The sequence below is a fragment of the Chryseobacterium sp. KBW03 genome (assembly GCF_003852415.1).
GTDB classification, from domain to species: Bacteria; Bacteroidota; Bacteroidia; order Flavobacteriales; family Weeksellaceae; genus Chryseobacterium; species Chryseobacterium viscerum.
Genome location: NZ_QAJO01000003.1, coordinates 93,885 through 119,310, shown reverse-complemented (window position 1 = coordinate 119,310; position 25,426 = coordinate 93,885). Strand labels below are relative to the sequence as shown.

Below are 25,426 nucleotides of genomic sequence, written 5' to 3'. Positions count from 1 at the left end.
TTTCCGGGAGGTTTTTTTATAGCTTAAAATGAAATTTTGAGAATAAAAAAACAAAAAAGAGACTGCTTTAGATGGAGACAGTCTCTTTTATTTTTTGAGATAAAACCGTTTGTGTTCTTAGAATCATTATTTAAACGATGAGTTTCTTTAATTGTTCCGAGAATATTTTTGCAAAAATATGAATATCCATAAGCTTTAGCAAAGATATCATGTAGAATTAACCTCAGATTTTTGTCAAACTTTTACTACAAAAAGCAATTAAATAAAACTTAAACCGTTAATCAATAAATTTTAAAAAAAATATAGAAGCATCAATATTTTCCATTTATAAAATCCTAAAAGAAATCACAATCACAGTACAGCATTGAGATTAATAGAAAATGTTTCAAAAGGAATCTCACATGAATTTATCACTTATTTTTGAAATATGTAAAATCTCATATGCTATACTATCGGTAAACCCGGATAAAACTTATATAAAACAGATCGTGGCATACTGATTTATCTCCATAATTTCACTATTTTTACACGATCAAAAAAAATAAAACACAAAAGACCAGAAAACTTCAATGATAAAAATTTATTTTCAATCGTTCCTACCCATTAAAAAAACTTCGACTTGTACAAATACTAATATTAACCGTCTCTTGCATTAGCAGCAGACATAGATCAGTTTTGCACATATATGAGAATTTGGGCATTTGTTTTTGCTTGCATATATTTAAACATTTATGGTCAGCACCATACTTCCACCTGGTACAATATAGACAATGGGCTTCCTCAAAGTAGTGCAAAGGCCATTGTTAAAGATAAGTATGGTTTTATCTGGATCTCTACAGAAAACGGACTTGTGCGGTATGACGGGAGCTCCTTTATTACTTTTAATAATTTCAGGGTAAATAATCTGCGTTTCGGAGAGTTTATTGGTGACCCGCTTCTGGACAGCATTACGGTTCTCAATAATTCTCAGGAAAATAAGATCATCATAAAAAAAAGGTTTCCGAAGCTTTCTAATCTTACCAGCAGTGATAAAATGGCATTTTCCAACGGTACCGGATTTGTACATAGAATTGCCAATAATATCATATCCTCAAACTTCTATAACGATGTCCAGTATTTTATTCAACTTAAAAATTCGGTTTATCATTTTACAGAAAAGAACACCATCATCTATAAGGAAGGGAAAAAGAAAATCAAAATAGTCATTCCTTTTACCAATAAGGATCTGAACTATGCTTTCGTATTGAATGATACTCTTTTTATCAATGATCTGAAAAGAAGAAAAACCTATTCCCTCTATAAAGGGCACCTTTCTGTTTCTGAAAAGCCTACTCTTTTTAATCATCCGGACACTAAAATCTATTGGCAGCAGATTACCAATCAGACTTTTATTATCAATCATGATAACATTTATATTGTAGAAGGCAGCGAAAATGAACTTCGTTTGAAATTTCTTGTAAAATTTGAAGAAATAGGAAATCATTCCTACTATTCTATGTTTTATGGTAAAGAATTCCACAAACTTTATTTGGGAACGCTCAATAACGGACTGAATGTGCTAAACCTTTCTCATTTTTATGTTTCGAAGAAAGAAGCCGATTTTTCCAATAACGTGTATTACGCTTCTCTTCCATTCAGCAAAAGCACAATCATCGCTGAAGACGGAACAGAGTTCGGAAAAAACGGCATTGTCAAAAAACACCTGTTTGGCAGTAATGAAAACTACCTTATGATGTATGACAATTCCGGAAATATTCTGATCAGAAAGAGGAACAGCATTATCAGGGTTTATAAAAATTCAGGGTATAAAAAGAAGGATTCTACTTTTATCAATAAAGGGCTTGAAAGTTTTATGAAAAGCGGGAATCTTTATGGGACCACATGTACTGGCCCTTCCGGTACCCAGCTTAATCTTTACAAAAAAGACCAGTTTACAAAATCGGACTTCACTTATCATTTTAAAAGTTCTGTCAATGTTTTTCATCAGTATAATGAAAATGAAATTCTGACAGGTAACAGTGATGGGCTGTATTCGGTACTGCTGGAAAGCAATACAATAACCCCTTTACTTAAAAATATCTATGTAAAAAGCATCATCAGGACAAAAGATAATCTAATCTGGATCACTACGAATAAAAACGGGTTCTATCTTTTCAAAAACCGCAAACTTACCAAGATGCCGAACGACAGGAACGATTACCTCCAGTCGGCACATTATATTCTTGAAGATCGAAAAGGATATTATTGGATTTCTTCGAACAACGGATTATTTAAAGTTCTTAAAAAACAGTTGCTTCAATATGCGGAAGACAGAAAAACTCCGGTTTTCTATTACCGCTTCACCAAGAAAGATGGTTTTCTGACCAATGAATTCAATGGCAGTTCGGAGCCCAATGCCCATGCTCTTGAGAGTGGAGATTTTGTATTCCCATCAATGGACGGTTTTGTATTTTTCAATCCGGACAGCATTCGGACGTATTATCCGGACAGGAAAAAAATCTATATTGAAAGAGTGAAAATCGGAAATTCTGAACCTCAGTATTTTCATCAAATTCTTGATTTAAAGAATGATTATAAAACCGCTGAAGTTTTTATTGACATTCCTTATTTTTCCAATCTGGAAAATCTTTATATCGAAGCCAGGATATCAGGAAAGGAAAACTCTGCCTGGGAAAAGATCGCAACCGGAAAGGAATTAAAATACACCATCAGTAATCTTTCTCCGGGTGAATATACGCTTAGTGTAAGAATATTGGTATCTCCTGATGGGAAGTATGAAGAAAGGTCAATCCATTTCAAAATTCAGCCTCTTTTTTATCAGACATTACTGTTCAGAGTGTCAGCTTCTATCATCATCCTGATCATTATCATCATCATTGTTCAGCTGACAACCAATTTTTTAAGAATAAAAAACAAAGCCTTAAAACAGATTGTTCATAATAAAAACTCTGAACTGAAAGAGACTTCTCTTCACCTTGAAGTAGTAAAAAGCAACCTGCAAAAAGAAACAGAATATCAGAAAAAGCTGGTGGAGACTATCAGCCACGACATTACCACTCCTATCAGGTTCATTGCGATGCTTTCCCAAAAGCTTCATGAGTCTGATGATGTGGAACTTCAGAAGAAGTATTTTGACAGTATCTATAAGTCTTCAGAGCAGCTGTATCAGTTTACGCTCAACTTAAAAGAATATACTGAGCTGTATAAGGCTGAAAATATTTTTGAAGAAAAGGAATATCCTATGAACAGAATCCTGGAGATCAAAAGCAGATTATTCTGTGAAATTGCAAAGGAAAAAGGAACTACCATCACCCATCTTGCTGATCATCAGATTTATTCTAAAGTGAATGAAAGTATTTTAACCGCCATTATACACAATATCCTTGATAATGCCGTGAAAAATACATTTGAGGGAACGATCACCCTGAATATGACAGAAAAACAACAACAATCCACAATAACCATTGCTGATACCGGAACAGGAATGTCTGAAGAGCAGATTGCTACTTATATGAACCTGTTCAGAAACCCTAAGCTGGAAACCCCAAGTTTCAAAGGAAAAGGGCTTGGTCTGCACATGGTTATCCATCTGGTGAAAAAGATCAATGCTGAGATCAATTTCGGGAAAAACCAACCCACAGGAACTATTGTGGAGATAACGCTCAATAAAAACTAATCTCTATGAATGAAAGTATTTTAATCGCTGATGATCACTATGTAGTAAGGGCAGGGACTTCTCTGGTTCTTGAAACTGCTTATCCGAGACTAAAAATAGATTTTGCAGAAAACTATGAACAGGTTAAAAAAAAGCTGGGCGACCAACGTTATGATCTTCTTATTTTAGATATTGATATGCCTGGAACACAGTATAAAAAAATGGTTCCTGAGCTTAAAAACATACAAAATGACCTCAAGATTCTCATATTTTCAGGGTATGACAAAGATGTTGCCATTCAATATATCAGAGAAGGGGCTGAAGGCTACCTGAACAAACAAAGCAGTGAAGAAGAAATTAAGAATGCCGTGAAAGCGGTCATCGAAAAAGGATATTTCTACCCTGCTGAACTCATCGGCCTTATTATTCAAAACAAAAGAAACAATCCTGTAGAAAAGTTATCTTCGAGAGAATATGAAATTTTTAAACTCCTTGCTGACGGAAACGGAAACCTGGAAATTGCCAACAGGCTGAATATCCAGATGTCTACAGTAAGCACTTACAAAAAAAGAATCTTTCAAAAGCTTGATGTCAACAATATTGCAGAACTGATCAAGGTATACGAAATGATGCATTAAAAAAACGGGGCAGGAATTTCATACTGTTCCTGCCCCAGAAAAAACACAAATCTCATTAGATTTTGAATAACCCATCTATTGATTTCGTTGATTTTTTTTATGTAGTCATTGTATTTTTAGAATCATCAAACAGCTTTACGAAAAAGCAACCCTTTAGTATAACCTTTGTACAGAAAGAAACAGCTCTCTTGTGTTATCAGAAGTATTGGAATCTGTTGTCGTGGCATCGCTGCTCCCTGCTGTAGATTTATTGTCTACACGGAATGCATAATACACTCTGTACCATCTTGGCTCCGGCTCCTGTATTGTAATATCAAATGTTACCGTCTCATTATTCGTTTGGGTAAGGTAAACACCATCATCAAACTGTCTGTAGGCTCCTGGTGATAACTTGATATTCCCGTTATCGGAATCACCGGTATGGGTAGACATTTCTGAAACCCAGATTTTCACATCTGAATTCCCCGCATTATAAAGCCTTGGATTAAAAGTTGTAGCAGCCCCTGTTCCTGCCGAGCTGTTGCTAAATTGCGCATCAAGCCTTAAGAACCCTCCCAAAACAGGAAGATCAGAAAGATAGGTACTGGCCAACGTATTAGCTCCTGAAGTACCCGCAGGTATGCTTCCATGATAGTAAATTAGATCTCCAATAGTAATGTCATCATCTTTTCCTCCAAATGCAAATTTCCAGGTCGTTCCATTGAACATATAATATCCGGATTTATCTACTTTTGCCGTTTTCACAGAAGGTGCAGTCACCGCCTGAGTTACATAGACCAATGCTCCGGTCTGTGCAGCTAAATAAACGTCATCTTTAGATTTCAGCTGATCTCCTGTCATTCTGGGAGCCATCACACCATCCGGCACGGTAGCCACATCCGGTTTTCCTTCTACATGTAATGTTACTTTAGGGGAATCCGTATTGATACCTACCTGGGAATATGCAGCTATTGAAAAACACATCATTATGCTGGCGAGAGTTAATTTTATTTTCTTCATTTTAGTATATTTGTTTAAAAAATTATTTGATTTATTTAAAAGGAGAATAAATCATGTGGGTCAATTGACAAATCATCAATCAGCCTTTATTGAGCTAGCTGGTGCAAAGTTATCCGCATTGATCAATCAACTTTATGAATAACCAATGAAAAACCGAAAACGGCTCAAAAAGACACAACCACCTAACAATCAATAATATAAAACAGTCATTTTCTGATATCTGACTGTTATTAAATAGATTGGAATGATTTAAAATTACCGATTACCACAAATGACTACCACCCAAGACAAACAAATTGAACAATATAAAAGACAGCTGGTCTATTATTACAACATTCTGATGTCTGTTATTCTTGCCATATTTGGTTTGATATTTACTTTTATCATCCCGGATAAAATAATGGCCTGGTATCTTTTTGGCGGACTTTTTTTACTGGTCTATACTTACATGATTGTGCGTAAAACGTATTCAGTCAATGTCATGGTACATTCCTACATTATTACGGCAACACTTTATAATTTTTACATCATGCTTGCTTTCTGGAATAATTCTATTGCAAGCTTTGTGTGGCTTATTCCGATTCCGCTGGCAGCCTATGTTTTCTTTCAGAGGAAATACGTTTTTATCTACAGTATGTTTGTATTACTGAATATTATTGCGGGATATTTTATTTCAAAAACATTCAGTTTTAAATTCCCAATACACAGACCTGAAGATGTGAGGGTTACCGATACCATCCTTATGATTTCCAATGTAGCTGTGATAGCCCTTCTGCTCTATTTTAAGGATAAAATAAAAAGAGTTGAAATCTACCGCGAAATTGAAAAGAAGACCCTGAGTATAGAACCCCAGCCAGCGCCTGTGATAGAAAAAGCACCTTTTGCAGACGAACTATTTGAGAAAATTGAACTTGTAATGAGGCAAAAACAACTGTATAAAGACGTTAATTTTAATATTTCAAAGCTTTCTACAGAAATGAATATCAACAGCAGCTATATTTCAAAATCAATCCGGGTAAAGGGATACCCCAATTTCAATAATTACCTGAATATGTACAGAATTGAGTGTGTAAAAAAACTGCTTAATGAAAATGATCTTGAGAAGGTAACCCTTATGTATATTTATACGGAAGCCGGATTTTCAAACCAGTCTACCTTCAACAGGGTATTCAAGCAGATGGAAAACATCACTCCTTCCGAATATATCAGCAGTTTACACATACACTGATTTGTTTCACCAATCAATATCATTGAGATAATGATTTTTTAATTCGGAAAATAATCAGGAAATTTACAGCACTTAATTTTCTGTTAAACTTCTGCATTTTAATTGCAAAAAATCATGAATTCATCTGAAAAAACCAATCAGGGAAGCCAACGTTTCCAATACATTAAACTTTGTATTTTCTTTTCAGGACTTTCTGTTTTTGCCCAGCTTTATCTTTTCCAGCCGATGCTGCCAATGGCTGCAGAACAATTTGGGGTGTCTGTAGGTGATACTTCCCTACTCGTGTCATCATCTACAATAGGAATGGCTTTAGGATTACTGTTTTTTGCTTTTAAAGCCGACAGTTATTCCAGAAAAAGCCTGATGGTCTTTTCGTTGATTTCGTCTGCCCTGCTTACCATTATTTCTACCTGGATCCCAAGCTTAAGCCTGTTAATTGCCATCGGAGTGTTGAAAGGCTTTGTTGTTTCTGGTGTTTCTGCAGTTGCTCTTGCCTATCTTACGGAAGAAGTGAATGCATTGGCGGTACCTGCGGCAATCAGCATGTATCTCAGCGGCAATACAATTGGTGGAATGAGCGGAAGAATACTCGCAACTCTTATAGCAGGAGAATTCGGATGGCGAAATGCTGTGCTTCTTATCGGGATAGAAAGCTTTATTCTGGGTATTGTATTCTGGAAACTATTTCCGGAATCGAGGTTTTTCAATCCACAGAAAACAGATTATCATCTTAAGGTAAAGCAGATGAAGTTTTTCCTGACAAATCCTTATATGCTTCGTCTATACTGCACAGCAGCTTTGCTGATGGGAGCTTTTGTGAGTGTATACAATTATCTTACATTCAGGCTGGAGGCAAAGCCTTTTTCATTAAGTCATTTTATCATTGCCTTTATCTTCCTGATGTATATTTTTGGAGTTTTCGGAACTATGATTGCAGGCCGCCTTTCCAAAAGATTTGCTATGAATGATATTCTGAAAGGTTCTATTTTGTTTATGCTTACCGGAGCTTCGTTATTATTATCAGAAAACATCTATATTCTTATTTTCGGACTTGGGCTTTTTACCCTTTCATTTTTTGCGGCTCACACAATGGCCAGTCAGATGACTGCATTATATGCCAAACGTGGAAAATCTTCAGCCACTTCTATTTACTGGCTGTTCTATTATTTTGGTTCAAGCATTCTGGGAAGTGGCACCGGGTATCTTCTTCATGCTTATTCCTGGAACATCTTCATAGGTATACTTATTATATCGGTGATTGCAGCACTTCTATTGACCACTGCGAACGCAGTTCCCAAAGAAAGAACAAAAAACTAGTACCACACACGTACCACATCTGTTTTTTCTCAAAATGCTATTATTCCCTTATGGGTGTGCTATTTTAACATATTATTAATTTTTTATAGCAAAAATTTAACCTAATCTTCACTAAAACAAGGCTTAACAATATGATGCAGGGCATACTATTTGATGTTTATCTGAGACTTTATCATCACCCTAAAAACTCAAAATATTATGAATGTAGCAGATTTAAAAATCAAGAACTTAGTTGAGTACAAAAACGAAATTTATACAATCACTGAGATCTTCCACAATGTTGAACAGGCTTATTTTGTTAAAATTGAAAATGACATTCAAAGTATTTCAGTCCCGGCAGCATCTATAAAGCCTATTAAAATAACCGAAGAATGGCTTGAAAAGTTAGGATTTTCAAGAACTTACAGTTCGGATCAGAGTATACGGTATGAAAGACCGGAAGCTTTTATAAAATATGATATAGACCTGAGTTCCAGAAAAATACTGGAAGGTCTGAAAATATACGGCAACGCCATAAAATGCAGATACATCCATGAGTTTCAGAATATTTTCTCAAGCTTATTCGGAAAAGAAACAGCTTTGCATTATGGCTATTTGAAAACAGAGTCGTAGTTAAATAATTCTTAGTGAAAGAAGACCACAATTTATTCCATAGATTGTGGTCTTCTTTTCGAATACAACAAACAGAATGTATGATTTTGTCCTCATTCAACATTAATTTCCGAAAAATTCACCATTGATACCTCATTAATTTCGTTGATATTTGTATTAATAATATAAAAAACACATCAATGATTCTAAAGATTATCAATTCTGCCCTGATTCTATTTGCAGTCTTTATGGGCTTCAAACAAGGAATCGCTATGATTTCAGGTAAACCCGAGATGACAGAAATGTTCGGAAAATGGGGGTTTGACAAAACTGGGCTTATCATCAATGGAGCATTCACTGTGCTAGCTTCTGTCATGATTTTATTTCCGAAAACATTTGTCTGGGGAAACTTTCTGATGGCAGCCGGTATCCTATTGATCATCTGCTTCCAGCTTTTGAACAAAGATCTGAAAGGCGCCATGATAGAGCTTCCTTTTCTTTGTTTGAATCTTCTGATCGTCTATCTTCAACATCCTCTTAAAAGCTAAAACGGATGAGAGCCTATAAGCTGATAACCCTATTTCTAATAAGCTTCTCCTCCATAGCCTTTGGACAAAATACGAGCAAAGAGAAATACCAATCTTCAAAAAAAACAACCCATAATGGACTTATCAAAAATAACAGATCCTTCGGTAAAACAAGCGATCGAAGCATTACAGAATGGTGATAAAAGCTGGTACAGCTTCTTCACAGAAAACCCAACGATGACCGATGACAGCCAGCAGGTAGACTTTAAATCATTTTTCTCTAACGCTCTGGGCAATGAGAAATTTCTCAGCATAGACCGTGTAGAAAATGATGGAAAAGATATTTATGGCAACTTTCAGGCTGGAAAATGGGGAACCTTTCCTGTATTTTTCAGATTCCATAAAAACGCTGAAGGAAAATTTGAAAGGCTGGATATCGGACAGAACAAATAAATTTTATTGATACCGAAAAAGTGTCATTCTGGTTTTTCATGTAAGAACATCCGGATGACACTTTTAAGAAGACTATTTTATTCTTTTGAACTCAATATTAGAGAGATTTCCTCCGGATAATAGAAATCCGGATACTATTTTATTTTTGTCATATTTAATATCAAGCCGTCCGAAGAATGACTGAGAAGAATACAGCTCTGAATTGCTTAGAAAATACAACGGAATATCAGGATTCAAAGGATGTCTGGCAATCAGCTTATTATTTTCTATAACCAACTGATATATCGTGTTGAATTCTTCATTCCTGTAAAACCCTACAAACTTGGTAAGATCTATTTTATCTTCTTTCAAAGGCTTTAAGATTACTTTTTTACAGATAAATGTAAAATCTCCGATCCTGAAAGTTACCGATCCCGGATGAAATGTAAGGCTTCCTGTCGGAATAGAAGGTATATTAAACTGGTTATCTCCCACTGTTTCCAAAGGAGTTTTACTGCCTTTAGGATACATATTTCTGCCATCTGTTGTGATATCCAGATAATTTCCAGGATTGATTTCATAAGTCCCTTCAAATGATTTCAGCTCGGCAGCGGTATAGGTTACTTTTTGGGGAGGTGGCGGAAGAATCTGCTGATCTTTAAGAAATACATCTACTACTCTGTAGGCAATCAGCAGCCCATCAAACACACTTTTATTGCCTGTCAGTACAATAGACAGATGATAAGCAGGAACATGCAGGATATAAGACCTGTAGCTGGCTGTACCTCCGCCATGAAAAACAATATCCAGACCTTTATATTTTCCGGTTTGTAATCCCAAGCCGTACTCTATCTTTTCACCATTATTTAAAAAGGTATTTTGCTGCATTTTATTATAAATCTCGCGGCTTCCAATGGAGGGTTCCTGAAAATTAATTGCCCATGTACACAAATCGTTCAGCGTAGTGAAAATATTGGAAGAACCATTTTCCATCTGTCCGAGAGGAGTTTTGATAAAACCGGAACTGCTGCCCTGATAAGATTCTGCTTTGTTAGGAGTAATTTTTGCCGGATCATCCACTACCATCGTATGATTCATGTGCAGAGGTTTGAAAATATATTCTTTAAGTATTTGCGCAAATTCTTTTTTGTAAACCCTATGAAGAATTTCTGCCAACAGCATAAATCCGGTATTGTTGTATTTATATTCGTCGCCAGGTTTGAAGTTGATGCTTTTAATGGCCAAAACGGTCTTCACAGCTTCTGCATTTGTCACCCGAACTTCATTTCCAATTCCCTGTAAGCTTTTGATGCTTGTAAAATCCGGTAATCCATGGGTGTGATTTGCCAGCTGTCTGATGGTGATTTTATAGGGTAAATGTTTCAGCTCCGGCAGATAAGTTCTGATATCATCTTCAAAAGACAATCGGCCTTCTTTTTCGGCCATAAATGCAACAAATGCGGTAAACTGCTTGGAAATGGAAGCGATATCAAAAGCGGTAGAATCTGTCACAGGAATTCTGTTTTCAAGATTCGCGAGTCCGTATGTTTTTTTATAGATTACTTTTCCGTCTTTAATAATTCCTACAGCCATTCCGGGTGAATTTAATTGGGAATAACTGCTCACTACGGAATCTGCTTTGTGGATTTTATCCTGCTGGGTCAATTGACCGAAATAAAATCCGGTGTTCAGAATTATAAAAAGGACCCATGCCAATCTGATTTGTGGTTTCATCTGTTTTAAATTTTAATGATGAAGCAAATCTGAGATTTTGCAATGATTTAAATATCCGACTACCGGAAATCGGACTATTTTTATCTGAAAAATCAGTCCGATTTAAAGTCGGACACCATTTAAACAATTGATTTTCTGTAGTCTGTAGGAGTAACCCCTGTTTCTTTTTTGAATGCTGTATAAAATGAAGATTTGGAATTGAACCCCACTTCATACAGAACTTCAAGTACGGTAAGCTGAGGCTGATCCTTAAGAATCGCTTTCGCTTTATTAATTCTGAACTCATTAATAAAGTCAAAAAAATGTTTACCCGTATGCTGGTTGATTAATCCCGACAGTTGCTTTTCCGGAATATCGATCTGTTTCGCCAGTTTCTGCAAAGTAAGCTTATCGTCCAGATATGGTTTTTCAGTTTCCATAAATTTCAGGAGATTTTTCAACTGTTCCGGTTCCTCTTTTTGAGGCTCATCAACTTTTTGTATAGGAGTCAGATCCTTATTGATCCCAGCCAAAAGATTGGGACGGTATAAAGCATTTAATACAAACCAGCTGATGATAAATAAAACAAACAGTGATGAAAATGCGTATAAATACATAAAAGTAGAAGAATCCGTCTTGATAAAACCTCTCAGCAATACAAAAAAATTCCCGATCAAAAAGAGAATAGTGGTCTGCATCAGCCATTTATATGTAAGATGATGATTGCTTGAGTAATTTTCCTGATACAGCTTCCGGAATGTCCTGAGTACAAGAAATACAGCAACGATATAAAAGTAATACTGAACTGTAGAAACGATATCAAATATCTGATTATTTTTCTCAGAAATTCCTGTTATGCTAAACCACAACAAAAAGAACAAAAATGGCAATGCATGCAAAAGATGTTTTGTACGAAGGGTAAAATTATAATAACAGGCAGCATTGACGTACAGAAAATAGAGAGGCATCTGGAGCAGAACACTACCCAGTTTGAACCCTTTAATCATTGTATTATCAGACGGCGCCAGAAAGAACCCCGAAAGATCAATCACAGAAATCAACAGAAAGGCCGCAAATAGATAATTGGGTAATTTTCTTTCTGATTTTGCTGTAATAAGGAAGGCGCTTAACAGCAGAAACAGGAAAAAAATAATTTTACCTAAATCGTTGATGAATGACATATTCTCTATTTTCATGATATTCACAAAACTACAAATAATCAGGATTCTAAAAATCATATACAGAAATTCATCATCAGAATAATTCATTCTATCCTTTGTTTTCTTTAATTCGTCATTTAACATACTGACAAACAATTAATTAAGCAAATATTAAAGTTTCTTTGTGCTTTCAAAAAAGAAATATATGAGAAAGAAATGGATTATAATAGCTGCTCTCACACAGGCAGTTTATGCTTTTGCTCAGATAGAAATCAGATCAGAATATCTGCCACAGCAAAAATACATTGATGATAATCGGGAAAAAACCGACGGAAAAAGCTCTGCTTTTACCACCTCCTTTACAGTAACCGCTCCGGTAAGTGTAAAGCCGACTGCTTACCAACAACCTAAAATATGGGCAGCAACGCTGAATGCTTCATACACTTCGTTCAGCAATGAGGGCGCTGCCACAGAGGCATTGCCTAAAGAAATAGCATCCACAGACCTTGGAGTGCTTTATATGACTCCGATACATGAGAAACTGATGTTTGTAGGAGGAGTTTCAGCAGGGGTATATTCTACCCATACCGATCTTCAGAAACTGGAAATAGATCAGGTTGTAATAAATGCCTATTCTTCATTGATATGGCAGATCCGTCCTAAGATAAAACTTGGTGTTGCCCTCATCGCAAATAATGCTTTTGATAAGCCGATGCTTATTCCCATGCCTTATTTCCAATACCATAGCGAAAAAAAACGGGGAATGGAATACCATGCTGAGTTTAGTTATACTCCCAAATTCTCTGTGGGCTACAGATTTAATGAAGCCCTGGCTTTGCGCATTGTAAACCGTCCGAAATTTTTCTTTTCTCTTGCCAAAATTGACGGACAGAAGAAATATTTTGATCATCATTTTGTAAGTCTGGGCATAGAACCTGAGTATAAAATCAACAACTGGACGTTCAGTGGCATATTTGGAGCCAACTTCGGACGTACAGACCGATACAGAGACCGGGAACCTTCCCAATTTTTGAAATGGGGAAATGCTACTTTTGATCCTTCATTTTATATTTCTGCAGGGATTAAATATAACTTTGCAGGAAAACGAAAATAACTTATTCTTGTATCACAAAAATGAACAGAACGGTTTATTATACCTTTTATCACCAACACAATATTAAATATGGATTTTGCTGAAATTTTCAAAGATCAGGAGACAAAGAACAGGAAATATGTGATTGCTCTTTATTATTTCATTGTCACTTCCATCTACACCGTATACCAGATCTTTTTCTTCAATACCATTATGCAGAGCAGTATTCTGTCTAAAATCAGCCTGTGGGATAATTTTCCGCTGCAGTTTGTGCTTATATACCCTATTGTATTGGTAATGACTTTTCTGGATTATCTGTTGATCAAATTAATCAATGGAATTACTCCCATGCATACCAGTATGTATAGACATGCTTCTTCATTATTTGTAAGTAATATTCTGCTGTGTATTTTGCTGTATTTTGCATTCAATTTTATTGTTACAGAGATCTTTGATGTAGGAATAAAGCAGTCTCTTTCTTATAAAACAGGTCTTATTCTTAATATAACTGCCAATCTGCCCATTCTGCTGGTACTCGATTTATTATTTTACTTTCAGGCAGAGCGCAAAGCCATTAAAGCTTCTGAAAAAGCAAAACACAATATGCTGATGTATCAGTATAATGCATTGCGGGCACAGGTAAATCCACATTTTCTGTTCAATTCTCTGAATGTACTGTCTTCTCTGATATATGAAAATCAGGAACAGGCCAACAAATACACCAAAGCTCTGTCACAGGTGTACAGACAGGTACTTTCTGTAAGTAAAAAACCACTGAATACTCTACAGGAAGAGATGCATTTCTTCCGCCAATACCAGTTTTTAATGGAAATAAGATTTGAGAAAGGCTTTATCATTGATATCGAAACAATGGATCAATGGCAACACCAGAAAATTGTGGCTTTCAGCTTTCAGCTCCTGTTGGAAAATGCCTTCAAGCACAATATAAGTTCAGCTGCAACTCCATTGATGATCCATATTTCTGCTGATAAGAACGCCATATCTTTCCGAAACAAAATATCTTTGCGAAATGATGCCATCAAAGGAGAAGGAATAGGTCTGTCTTTTCTGATTGCACAATACGACCGCTATCACAAAAAACTGGAAATAATAGAAGAAAAGGATGAGTTCATTGTTAAAATACCTTTCGTAGAATGAAAAAATACCTGATCATTGAAGATGAGCGTCTGGCTTTTTCTGAACTGAAAAGAATGATGGATAAACTCCGTCCGAATGATATATTGTTGGAAAGAACTCAAAGTGTGCTGGAGTCTGTAGAATTTCTCCAGGAAAATAACCCTGATTTTATTCTGATGGATATTAGCCTTTCGGACGGAAGCTGCTTCGAAATCTTCAATCATATCAAGGTGGAAGTTCCTATTATTTTTACGACAGCTTATGATGAATATGCAATTCAGGCTTTTAAAGTCAATAGTATAGATTATTTACTGAAACCTATCTCTGAAGAGGATCTGGAACGGGCACTTATAAAGCTGGAAGACCTGCATTTTGACAGAGAACAGAAAGAAACAGGCATTCGTATGGTGGAATCATCATTGATGAAAAAAGTAAAAAACAGATATTTGGTACATTCCCGTGAAGGATATCTGTATGTGGAATCTAAAAACATCGCCTATTTCTATAGTGAAGAAAAAGTAGTGATGCTGCATACTTTTGACAATAAGAGGTATATTATCAATTATACTCTGGACCAATTGGAGGATCAGCTCACTGAAGATCTTTTTTTCAGGGTTTCCCGCAACTGCATTGCTAATATTAAAGCGATCAAAGGAATTAAAAAGGTGGAAAATAGCAGACTGAATATCGAATTTGAACCAGAATGCCCCCACGAAATTATTGTAAGCAGAGTACGGGTTCAGAATTTCCTGGAATGGCTGAATGATGATTAAATAATATGCTTAATCTCCGTGTTCATTTCTTATTTTTACAGTAAACTTAATCATCCGTCATGAAAGAAGTAATCGTCTATCAAATAGATTCTTTTACCAAAGAAAAATTCAAAGGAAATCCCGCAGGAGTTGTATTAAATGCTGAAAATCTTACCTCTGAAGAAATGCAGCTGATTGCCCGGGAACTTAACAATTCTGAAACAGCATTTGTTTTCAAACCTGATGCCCGGGAAGAAAATTTTGACTATCATGTTCGTTACTTCACTCCTACCACAGAAGTTCCTTCCTGCGGTCATGCTACTATTGCCGCACTCTATGCAAAAGCTCAGGAAGACCAGCTGGATTCCTGCACCATTAAAATAAATACCCAAATCGGGGTATTACCGATTTATATTGACAGAAAAAGCAATGATTATCTTATCACAATGACACAGGGAAACTTTGAGCTGAGCCCTGTTTTTGATGCTTCAACCATTCAGAAAGTTGTGCTGGCTCTGGGACTAACAATGGATGATCTTGATGAAAAATGTCCGGTACAGATTGCTTCAACAGGGCATTCAAAAGTCATGATCGGCATTAAAAGCAGTACGACTTTAAATCAACTTACTCCTGACCTTACCGCTTTGGAAAAGCTTAGTAAAGAAATCGGCTGTAATGGATATTTCGTATTTACTTTTGATACGGATGAAAAAGATATTTTAACCAATGGAAGAATGTTTGCTCCAGCCATCGGCATTTCTGAAGATCCGGTTACCGGAAACGCTAACGGACCTTTGGGAGGTTATCTTATTCAGAACAAAATCAGAGAGGCTGCTGATGGGATTTTTGAATTCACAGGAAAACAGGGTGAAGCCCTCAACAGAATTGGTAAAGTAAAGGTACGGGTAACCGTCAAAGACAATCAACCCGACATCATAAGTATTACCGGAAATGCAGTAGGTGTTTTCAGAACAACTATGGTTCTGAAATAATTCCACCCATTATATTTACAAAAGTTGTCCCCGTTAGAGAGAGCCAATCGTCATTGACATGAATCAAAAAAATTGGGAAGTGAAGGAGATCCCATTTTCATTGCGCTTCTGCGTATCCAAAGCAAATATAATTACATTTGATAGAGCCTTTTTGATAAACCATGGTCAATCCGAATGAAATAACACCGCACTTATTCAGAACCGAATACAGCAAAATCGTTGCGGTACTTTGTAAAAGTTTTGATATTAAACATATCGAAATTGCAGAAGATATTGCCAGTGAAACCTTTCTGAAAGCTTCAGAATACTGGGCAATGAATGGGCTCCCGGATAATCCAGCAGCTTGGCTTTACACCGTGGCTAAGAATAAAGCAAAAGATTATTTCAAGCATCTTTCCGTTATTGAAAAAAACAAACAGGAAGAGGTGAAAATATTTGAAAATGAAAATCATACAATAGATTTTGACACCAAAAATATATCCGACAGCCAGCTGGAAATGATTTTTATGATCTGCAATCCTGTCAATTCCCAGGAAACCCAAATAGGTCTGGCTCTTCAGATTCTCTGTGGTTTTAGTGTTGAAGAAATTGCCAATGCCTTTCTTTCCAGAACGGAAACCATCAAAAAACGTCTGCAACGGGGGCGGGAAAAGCTCAGAACCCATCATTTTACAATAGAATCTTTAAGTGAACAGGATATTCACCAACGTTTGGAAATGGTATTGACTGCTTTATATTTACTGTTTAATGAAGGCTATTTCTCCAGAACAAATAATCTTTTCATCCGTAAAGATCTCTGCCTGGAAGCAATAAGACTCACCCTGATTCTTACTGATCATCCATTTACGAATACTCCTAAAACTAATGCATTACTGGCATTGATGTGTTTTCAGAGTTCAAGGCTGGATGCCAGAACGAATGATAAAGGGGAAGCGGTTCTCTTTGACGAGCAGGACGAAACTTTATGGGATAAAGCTTTGATTGAAAAAGGCAATTACTACCTGATAGAAGCCTGTCAGACCGACAGCACTTCCATTTCTAAATATCATCTGGAAGCAGGTATCGCTTATTGGCATACTTCTCCGGCTGGTCAAGATAAATGGCCGCATATTTTAAACCTGTACAATCAGCTTATCATTTTTGAATATTCTCCCATTACTGCTTTAAACAGAGCTTTTGCTTTTTCCAAAGTCTATGGAAATAAGAAAGCAATCACTGAGGCAGAAAAACTTAGTCTCACAGACAATGAATATTATCATGGATTATTGGGATATTTATATACTGAGCTCGATACAGATGAAGCCATTCATCATTTTGAAGAAGCCATCCGTCTGACCCAATCAAAATCAGAAAAACAGACTTTGCAGAAACAGATCAATGTTTTAAAGCAATCAAGGTAAGATGTAAATAAAAAGCCCCCAGAGCATTGATTTGGAGGCTTTATTTTAATTATTTGTCATTGATAGTATTGACAATTTATTTCCCAATAAGATAAATATTGATCAGTTTTTGTCTGTTGATCTTAACAATGTCACCGTTTTTAATCTTATATTTCTTTTGTAAAGGTTTTTCATTACAATACACCGCACCCATGTCAAGCAGCAGATTCAATGTAGATGATGAAAGACCTAAGCATGTTCGGATAACTGTTGAAGCTCTTATGTTAAAATCAAAAGGACATTGTATTTGAAACGAAATCATTTCATTGTCCATATTGATAACACCCTCTACTTTAAGGGTTTGATACAAAATTTCATATTCTACACTTTCCAAATCTGCTTCCACACTATTTTTCCGTCTTATTTCCTGTGAGAAGGCATATTTCCAGGCGATTTCCGTATTGTTTTCTGAAAATTTGTTGAATATCTCTTTACTGATGGATTCTGTTCTGATTCTTGAAAATACCGTCATGTTATAGGTGTTGCTGCATTTTACACATCTGTAAATTAACCATATATCAATATTCTTTTTTTGAGCATTCAATCTGAATTTATCGCTGCAATAAAACCTTTCGCTGTTACAATGACTGCATTTCTTTTTGAGTAAGGGAGTGTTTTTCGCTTGTACCTCCCATATATAGTGTGTACTCATTACTTATAATTGTGCTTAGTATTCTTTGTTGGATTTTTTCCATACTATTCAGGCATTACAAGAAAGTGGGTACGCATCTGGCACTTACCCCAAAGAGTATTTCTTAAGGTATAGTTTGCCATCTATTTCAGTCTTTGATCAATAGCAATTGTGAAAACCGAAATAGCAGATACGGCTGCCCTTTACAGGCAATGCAATACATAATATGATGAAATGAAAACCTGTTCGGGTAGAATTACCCAAACGAAAGAACGATCAGCCTGTGGTTACTGAGACTGATACTAAGCGATAATAAGTTTAAGAGTTGTTCTCAAAACGAGTTATTTACTTGGTTATGATAAAAATAGTCAATTTTATCGAAGAATAGGGTGTTTTTAAATTTTTATTAAAAAAACGAAATTATCAGACTGTATTTTTCAAATAAATTAATACTCTAAAATGAACCATACAACAAATAAAATTTGAGCCATACAGCAAACCTGTCTTTTCTGTTTCTGACGAACTTTGTGGTATTAAAATCATCAAAATGAAACAGATTAATACAATGTACATCAACGGTGAATTTGTTACACCGAATGGAACAGAAACATTTGACCTTATAAATCCTACAACCAATCAAAAAACCGGAGAAGTAGTTCTGGGAAATGAAGAAGATACCCGAATGGCCATCGCCGCAGCGAAGAAAGCGTTCAAAACATTTTCAAAAACAACAAAAGAAGAACGCATTAATATTCTTAAAAAGCTTCATGAAGCTGTGAGCAAACGGGAGGATGAACTGGTTTCTGCGATGGTGAATGAATATGGAGGAACATTGCAATTCTGCAGAATGAGTGTTCAAAATGCGATTTCAGCCTTCACAACAACCATTACTACACTGGAATCTTATGACTTTGAAAAAACAGTCGGACATTCTAAAGTCCGTTTTGAATCTCTGGGAGTAGTGGGAATCATTACTCCATGGAATGCCAGCAACAGTTTCATCTGCAGCAAGCTTGCCACTGCTATTGCTGCAGGATGTACCACCGTTATCAAACCAAGTGAAATGAGTGCGGCACAAACCCAGCTGATTACAGAATGTTTTCATGAAGCAGATTTACCGGAAGGCGTATTCAATATTATAAACGGATTAGGAAATGTAGTAGGAGCTGAAATTACCCAGCATCCGGACATTGCTAAAATCTCTTTCACCGGATCTACATTAACAGGAAAAGCGATTGCTAAAGGTGCTGTAGATACAATGAAAAGAGTAACATTAGAACTTGGTGGAAAATCTCCTAACATCATCCTGGAAGATGCCGATCTTGATAAAGCTATTCCTATGGCTGTTTTCGGAGCTTATATGAACAACGGGCAGGCATGTATCGCCCCTACCCGTCTGCTCGTTCCTCAAAACAGACTGAATGAAGTGAATGAACTGGCTAAAAAAGCTGCAGGACAGGTAAAAGTAGGAAATCCTAATGAAGAAGACACTCTTGTCGGGCCTATGGTAAGTACCAAGCAATTTGAAAGAGTACAAAGTTATATCCGTCTGGGACAGGAAGAAGGGGCTACGCTGCTTGCGGGAGGAGAAGGCAAACCGGAAGGCCTTGAAAGTGGAAATTTTGTAAAGGCTACCATTTTTACTAATGTCCGTAATGATATGCGTATTGCACAGGAGGAGATTTTCGGACCTGTATTGTCTATTATTCCTTATGCCAATGAAGAGGAAGCGATTGCAATTGCCAATGATACCACTTATGGTCTGGCAGCTTACATCAGCTCTGCGGATAAGGAACACGCGGAACGTGTTGCCGCACAGATTGATGCCGGAAGAATCTGTATAAATGGTTTTTCACATGATCCTTTTGCCCCTTTTGGTGGTTTTAAACAAAGCGGTATTGGCCGCGAGTTTGGGGTGTTCGGACTGGAAGCCTATCTGGAACCAAAAGCTATTCTGGTGTAATATGAAATTCTTCACAGCACAATGTTCTCAGGATCATTCTGCTGTGAAGATTCTATGATCCTAAAAAAGTTTTGTAAGTTTGAAAAAGAATCGATCAAAAAACAACCCTCTGAGCCATGAGCGAAAATAACATTCCCTTTCCTATCAATTACTCCTGCCACTTTTCAGAATTCAGAGAAGGAGAACAGTTTGCACAGATTCACAGTCTTGGGCTGGTTATTTCCGGAGAAATGGAGTTGAATGACGGTATTAACAAAACCATATTCAAGGAAGGTGAACTCTATTCTGCAAGGAAAAACAGCTTATTGAAATTTGCAAAATATCCGCCTAAAAATGGTGAAATCAAAACCGTTTCGATCTATTTTGATGATGCTATGCTGCATGACTTCAGCCGTGAATATGGATATCAGGCAGAGAAGAAAGACAATATTCCCGCCTTTATAAAACCGGATCAAAAGGCATTAACTTCTTTTATGTATTCATTACTGGCATACGAAGATCTTACTGCTTCCGAAGAAATTCTGCGTCTCAAACAGAAAGAAGCTTTACTGCTTCTGCTGAACTATGATTCAGGTCTTAAGGATATTTTATTTGATTTTTCGAAACCTTATAAAATTGACATTGAAGCGTTTATGAACAAGAATTTTCATTTCAATGTTAATGTAGAACGTTTTGCTTACTTAACAGGGAGAAGTTTGTCTTCCTTTAAAAGAGATTTTCAAAAAATATTTGGGATCCCTCCAAGGCAGTGGCTGCAGCTCAGAAGATTACGGGAGGCCCATTTTCTGCTTACCCAAAAAGGAAAATCGGTTTCTGATATCTATCTTGATCTTGGATTTGAAAATTTATCTCACTTTTCTTTTGCCTTTAAAAAACAGTTTGGATTTTCGCCAAGCTCATTACAGGCAAAATAACTTAGACTTCATCTAGAAAAATATACCTGAAAGCGAGGATGACCAGGATCATAACTGCTATTGTAATGATTTTCAATTTCATATCGCTTTTAAGATTTTCAGGAGCATAACGCAATGTTTTTTTGTCAAGATAAAAATCCGTGTAAATCTCTGCATCAATTTTCAGATCAGGGCGGAAAGTCTGTATGCCTTTCAGAAAATGCCCGATAAGATCATATCGGTTTTTAAGGGTAACTACATCCAGATTGATAAGCTTCTTTCTGGATTTTCTGTTTTCATCTTTTTCATGAACATACAGATTCTTTCTGAAGCTGCCGTATTTTCCATTGGAAGCAGCTTCAGAATAGATATCTTTTGTATAAGGATTCTGGCTTTTGACCAAATCCTGATATCTAATTTCTGAAAGAACTTTGTCATTCCTGTTAAGAAACAGAATTCCCTGATGGTTGATCAGCATACCACTGATTTTCTTGTCTTTATTTCTGGTGATTTCATAAGCCAGCCAACCTGATAGCGCCCCTGTAATAAGAAAGAGAAAAAGAAAAATCATTGTAGCAGAAGTGTCTGAAGAAGATGCTGAAACGGCCTCAATAAAAAATATGAGTAAAATAACAGCGATTACTGCAAAAAGAATGACGATGCTCCACCTCAGTCTGGCCATATATTCAGGGCTGTAGGTTTCCGATCTCATTTCAGGAAATGATTCTTTCATGGGTTTATTTATAGTTAACTGGTTATCAATTGTCAACAATTTTTAAATAAAAAATATTATTTTAAAAATGTCGAAGTGCAAAAATATACTATATAAATGAATAACCAATACCAGAGTTCATCAATGTTTTAAGGGGGGTAAAAAGACAAATCGTGCTATGAAAATCATAACACGATCTGAATTGTTGAATCTAATTATTTGAAAGTTTTTTAAAGTGCATATTCCACTGATGCTTCTTTAGCGGCTGCTACCATTGCTATTAAAGCTTTTTCTGTTTCTTCCCAATGTCTGGTCTTCAGTCCGCAGTCCGGATTTACCCAAAGCTGATTGGCAGGAATTACATTCTGGGCTTTTCTCAATAGCTCAATCATTTCTTCTTTTGAAGGAACTCTTGGTGAGTGAATATCATAAACACCAGGACCAATTTCGTTTGGATATTTGAAATCTGCAAAGGCATTCAACAGTTCCATCTGAGAACGGGAACATTCTATGGTAATCACATCAGCATCCATATCGGCAATGTTTTCAATAATATCATTGAATTCAGAATAACACATATGGGTATGGATCTGTGTGGCATCTTCTACTCCGCTTGCTGAAATTCTGAAAGCTTCCACTGCCCATTTCAGATAGTTTTGCCAGTCGGTTTTTCTTAATGGCAGCCCTTCTCTTATCGCAGGTTCATCAATCTGGATAATTCTGATTCCTGCTTTTTCAAGATCTACCACCTCATCACGGATCGCCAAGGCAATCTGCTTACATGTTTCCGAACGAGGCTGATCATCCCGTACAAATGACCATTGTAAAATCGTAACAGGACCGGTAAGCATTCCTTTCACCCATTTTTCAGTCTGAGATTGCGCATATTGAGACCAATATACCGTCATAGGAGTCGGGCGGGAAACATCTCCAAAAATTACAGGAGGCTTTACACAACGGCTTCCGTAGCTCTGTGCCCATCCGTTTTTAGTAAATACAAATCCTTCCAGCTGTTCTCCGAAATATTCAACCATGTCATTGCGCTCAAATTCTCCGTGTACCAGCACATCAATTCCGATTTCTTCCTGCCAGCGAATCGTTCTTTGGGTTTCTTCTTTCAGTAGAGCATCATATTGTTCTGCTGTCAGCTCTCCTTTCTTGAACTTTGCTCTCCAGCTTCTTACTTCTGTTGTCTGAGGAAATGATCCGATTGTTGTCGTTGGGAATAAAGGAAGCTGTAATTCTTTTTGCTGTTCTTCTTTACGGATTTTGAATGTATTTATTCTTTGAGCATCCTTTTCAGTGACAGCATGGGCCCTTTGCTTCACTTTATCATTATGAATAAGAGACGACGTTCTTCTGCTTGCAATTGCTTTTTTATTGTCTTCAAATGTTGCAAGAATCTGTTCATTTTCTGTTCCGGAAGCCAGCTCTTTAAGCGTTACTACTTCTTCTACTTTCTGTTTGGCGAAAGCCAGCCAGTTTTTAATCTCAGCATTCAGATGGGTTTCAAAATCCAGATCACAAGGTGAGTGAAGCAATGAACAAGATGGAGCAATTAAAATCCTTTCAGATCCTAATTTTTCAACAGCTTTTTTGATGAAGGACAATGACTTTTCATAATCATTTTTCCAGATATTTCTTCCATCCACCACTCCTAATGAAAGACTTAAGCTTTCCGGAATACCATTCAGAATATCATCCAACTGCTCAGGATTTCTTACAAGATCGATATGCAGTACATCCACAGGAAGTGAAGCAGCAAGCGATACATTATCTTTCAATCCGTCAAAATATGCAGCAACAATAAATTTCAGTTTCGGGAAACGTTTTCTTATTTCAGAATAAACAAAATGATAAGTTTCTTTCGCTTTCTCCGTTAAATCCAACGCCAGAAAAGGTTCGTCAAACTGAATCCATTCTGCGCCCTGCTCCTGAAGCTTGGTTAAGATCTCTGTGTATACGGGAAGAAGATTTCCAGCCAGATCCAGTTTATCAAATCCTTCTTCTTTTTCTTTTCCTAAAAGAAGATAAGAAACAAGTCCGATAATAACTGGTTTTGCGTTGATTCCCGCCTGTTTTGCTCCTGCAAATTCATTGAAAATTTTATCCGAGCTTAGCTTAAACTGTTGGTTTTTATAAAATTCGGGAACGATATAGTGATAATTGGTGTCAAACCACTTGGTCATTTCCATTGCTGTGATATCCAATCCTTCTTTCTGATATCCTCTTGCCATGGCAAAATAAAGATCCAGTTCAGAATTATTCTTTTTCAGCACCACTTCATGATAACGTGCCGGGATTGCTCCTACTACAAGGCTCATGTCCAATACCTGATCATAATATGAGAAATCATTACACGGAATAAGATCAATTCCTGCTTCTTTCTGAATATTCCAGTTTTGGTTACAGATAGTTCTGCCTGTATTCAGAAGTTCTTCCAGAAGAATTTTACCTGACCAATATTGCTCGCAGGCTTTTTTGAGTTCTCTTTTGCTACCAATACGCGGATAGCCCAGAATGTGAGTTTGCATTTTTTAAACTTTTTAATTAAACTTAATGATAAAGCCCTTTAAAATGTTTCATAATGCTTTGGGTAAAGAGTTTTTGGAAAATAGTAATATAGCGAACGGTACAATTTCTCTCACACGAAAAAATGCATTATCCGATATATCATCTGTATGACCCAAAAGCTTCAGACCGCGAAAGCATTGTCAATTCAGTAAAGGCAGGTCTCCTGACTTGTAACAGCTTCTGTCATCCTTCCCGCTTTGGCAGTGGATATGCAAGGACAGAAACCTTTGGTGTGTTACTTACAGTTGCGCGACAGCTCGTGATTCTCACACGATTCCCTATTAATTTACCTTACGTAAAACCTTTCCTGTTTGATGAAGTATCTTTAAAGAACTGTACTTTTATTGATAACAATCGCCATCAGTAAAAGTTTTTAATTTTGTGTAAAATTAATAATACAGAATAAAAACACAATCAAAGTAAATTAATTAAGCAAATTAATCTTTTGAAAAATAAAATTAAAGCATATAATTCTGTAAATTTGACTGTTTTAATACTATAAAAGAATAATATTCTGTGGAACAACTCGATGATAAGGATGTACAGCTGCTCAGGCTGCTCCAGAAAAATGCAAAACTGACCGTAAAAGAACTGGCAAAAGAAGTAAACCTTTCTACTTCGCCGGTTTTTGAAAGGGTAAAAAGACTGGAACAGGACGGATTTGTAAAAAGATATGCTGCTGTTCTTGATGCTGAAAAGCTCAACCGTGGGTTTACCGTTTTCTGTCAGATCAAACTAAAAATTCACGACAGGTCTGTAGGCTATGATTTTGTAAAAGAAATTTTAGAAATTGAGGAAGTTGCTGAGTGCTATAATATTTCCGGAGATTTTGACTTTCTTCTGAAAGTACAGGTCAGAGATATGAAGCATTATCAGGATTTTGTATTTAACAAGTTAGGCTCTGTAGATTCCATCGGAAGTACTCACAGCACTTTTGTCATGGCTGAGGTGAAAAACAATCACGGACTGACCATATGATT

At 36.4% G+C, this 25,426-nt stretch carries 21 protein-coding genes and 1 riboswitch; of the genes, 15 read left to right on the top strand and 6 right to left on the bottom strand.

Translation table 11 applies throughout. The annotated features are described in order from the left end of the window. Positions 1–685 precede the first annotated feature (685 nt). Complete coding sequence (locus tag DBR39_RS04440; protein ID WP_124531027.1) at positions 686–3,676, top strand: sensor histidine kinase; 2,991 nt, start codon at positions 686–688, stop codon at positions 3,674–3,676. Positions 3,677–3,681: 5 nt separating this feature from the next. Further along, positions 3,682–4,293, top strand: a complete 612-nt coding sequence (locus DBR39_RS04435) for a response regulator (protein WP_124531026.1) — start codon at positions 3,682–3,684, stop codon at positions 4,291–4,293. Positions 4,294–4,446: 153 nt separating this feature from the next. Here DBR39_RS04435 and DBR39_RS04430 read toward each other — a convergent pair whose 3' ends face one another. After that, positions 4,447–5,292, bottom strand: coding sequence for a hypothetical protein (locus DBR39_RS04430; RefSeq protein WP_124531025.1), 846 nt, complete (start codon positions 5,290–5,292; stop codon positions 4,447–4,449). Positions 5,293–5,563: 271 nt separating this feature from the next. Here DBR39_RS04430 and DBR39_RS04425 point away from each other — a divergent pair, with 271 nt between their 5' ends. From DBR39_RS04425 to DBR39_RS04405, 5 genes are all read left to right on the top strand, one after another. Then, positions 5,564–6,520 (top strand): helix-turn-helix domain-containing protein, encoded by a 957-nt coding sequence (locus tag DBR39_RS04425; RefSeq protein WP_124531024.1) that lies wholly within the window; start codon positions 5,564–5,566, stop codon positions 6,518–6,520. A 114-nt stretch (positions 6,521–6,634) separates the two neighbouring features. Continuing rightward, positions 6,635–7,837 (top strand): MFS transporter, encoded by a 1,203-nt coding sequence (locus DBR39_RS04420; RefSeq protein ID WP_124531023.1) that lies wholly within the window; start codon positions 6,635–6,637, stop codon positions 7,835–7,837. Positions 7,838–8,035: 198 nt separating this feature from the next. Further along, entirely contained in the window at positions 8,036–8,449 is a 414-nt protein-coding gene (locus tag DBR39_RS04415; RefSeq protein WP_124531022.1) for a hypothetical protein, read from the top strand. A 179-nt stretch (positions 8,450–8,628) separates the two neighbouring features. After that, on the top strand, positions 8,629–8,976 hold the full coding sequence (locus tag DBR39_RS04410; RefSeq protein WP_124531021.1) for a DoxX family protein: 348 nt from the start codon (positions 8,629–8,631) through the stop codon (positions 8,974–8,976). A 114-nt stretch (positions 8,977–9,090) separates the two neighbouring features. Continuing rightward, on the top strand, positions 9,091–9,408 hold the full coding sequence (locus DBR39_RS04405; protein ID WP_124531020.1) for a hypothetical protein: 318 nt from the start codon (positions 9,091–9,093) through the stop codon (positions 9,406–9,408). A 72-nt stretch (positions 9,409–9,480) separates the two neighbouring features. Here DBR39_RS04405 and DBR39_RS04400 read toward each other — a convergent pair whose 3' ends face one another. Continuing rightward, a complete protein-coding gene (locus DBR39_RS04400; RefSeq protein WP_124531019.1) occupies positions 9,481–11,121 on the bottom strand; it encodes a serine hydrolase domain-containing protein in 1,641 nt (546 codons plus the stop codon). Positions 11,122–11,240: 119 nt separating this feature from the next. Further along, the gene (locus DBR39_RS04395) at positions 11,241–12,404 is read right to left on the bottom strand and encodes a helix-turn-helix domain-containing protein (RefSeq protein WP_124531018.1); all 1,164 of its coding nucleotides are present in this window, start codon (positions 12,402–12,404) and stop codon (positions 11,241–11,243) included. 61 nt (positions 12,405–12,465) lie between these two features. Between DBR39_RS04395 and DBR39_RS04390 the strand changes: the two genes are divergently transcribed. The 5 genes from DBR39_RS04390 to DBR39_RS04370 all read left to right on the top strand — a co-directional run bounded on the left by DBR39_RS04390 (position 12,466) and on the right by DBR39_RS04370 (position 17,634). Further along, positions 12,466–13,374, top strand: coding sequence for a DUF6268 family outer membrane beta-barrel protein (locus DBR39_RS04390; protein WP_124531017.1), 909 nt, complete (start codon positions 12,466–12,468; stop codon positions 13,372–13,374). 69 nt (positions 13,375–13,443) lie between these two features. Then, on the top strand, positions 13,444–14,511 hold the full coding sequence (locus DBR39_RS04385) for a sensor histidine kinase (protein ID WP_124531016.1): 1,068 nt from the start codon (positions 13,444–13,446) through the stop codon (positions 14,509–14,511). After that, positions 14,508–15,263, top strand: a complete 756-nt coding sequence (locus tag DBR39_RS04380; protein WP_124531015.1) for a LytR/AlgR family response regulator transcription factor — start codon at positions 14,508–14,510, stop codon at positions 15,261–15,263. Before DBR39_RS04385 ends, DBR39_RS04380 begins: the two co-directional genes overlap by 4 nt. A gap of 59 nt (positions 15,264–15,322) precedes the next feature. Then, complete coding sequence (locus DBR39_RS04375; RefSeq protein WP_124531014.1) at positions 15,323–16,234, top strand: PhzF family isomerase; 912 nt, start codon at positions 15,323–15,325, stop codon at positions 16,232–16,234. 161 nt (positions 16,235–16,395) lie between these two features. After that, the gene (locus DBR39_RS04370) at positions 16,396–17,634 is read left to right on the top strand and encodes an RNA polymerase sigma factor (RefSeq protein WP_124531013.1); all 1,239 of its coding nucleotides are present in this window, start codon (positions 16,396–16,398) and stop codon (positions 17,632–17,634) included. 76 nt (positions 17,635–17,710) lie between these two features. Here the strand turns inward: DBR39_RS04370 and DBR39_RS04365 are convergent, their stop codons facing one another. Continuing rightward, on the bottom strand, positions 17,711–18,325 hold the full coding sequence (locus DBR39_RS04365; RefSeq protein ID WP_124531012.1) for a DUF1062 domain-containing protein: 615 nt from the start codon (positions 18,323–18,325) through the stop codon (positions 17,711–17,713). A gap of 526 nt (positions 18,326–18,851) precedes the next feature. Here DBR39_RS04365 and DBR39_RS04360 point away from each other — a divergent pair. Further along, positions 18,852–20,267, top strand: a complete 1,416-nt coding sequence (locus DBR39_RS04360) for an aldehyde dehydrogenase family protein (RefSeq protein ID WP_124531011.1) — start codon at positions 18,852–18,854, stop codon at positions 20,265–20,267. A 116-nt stretch (positions 20,268–20,383) separates the two neighbouring features. Further along, the gene (locus tag DBR39_RS04355) at positions 20,384–21,181 is read left to right on the top strand and encodes a helix-turn-helix domain-containing protein (protein WP_124531010.1); all 798 of its coding nucleotides are present in this window, start codon (positions 20,384–20,386) and stop codon (positions 21,179–21,181) included. Position 21,182: 1 nt separating this feature from the next. On the opposite strand, the gene DBR39_RS04350 is transcribed toward DBR39_RS04355, so the two are convergent. Together DBR39_RS04350 and metE are read right to left on the bottom strand one after the other, a co-directional pair. Beyond that, the gene (locus DBR39_RS04350; protein WP_124531009.1) at positions 21,183–21,893 is read right to left on the bottom strand and encodes a hypothetical protein; all 711 of its coding nucleotides are present in this window, start codon (positions 21,891–21,893) and stop codon (positions 21,183–21,185) included. Positions 21,894–22,102: 209 nt separating this feature from the next. Continuing rightward, positions 22,103–24,406: a 5-methyltetrahydropteroyltriglutamate--homocysteine S-methyltransferase gene (gene metE, locus DBR39_RS04345; RefSeq protein ID WP_124531008.1), complete on the bottom strand. Its 2,304-nt coding sequence runs from the start codon at positions 24,404–24,406 to the stop codon at positions 22,103–22,105. 175 nt (positions 24,407–24,581) lie between these two features. Next, a riboswitch (cobalamin riboswitch) is annotated at positions 24,582–24,767 on the bottom strand. Positions 24,768–24,962: 195 nt separating this feature from the next. Between metE and DBR39_RS04340 the strand changes: the two genes are divergently transcribed. After that, positions 24,963–25,424, top strand: a complete 462-nt coding sequence (locus DBR39_RS04340; protein ID WP_089690995.1) for an Lrp/AsnC family transcriptional regulator — start codon at positions 24,963–24,965, stop codon at positions 25,422–25,424. Positions 25,425–25,426: the final 2 nt, after the last annotated feature.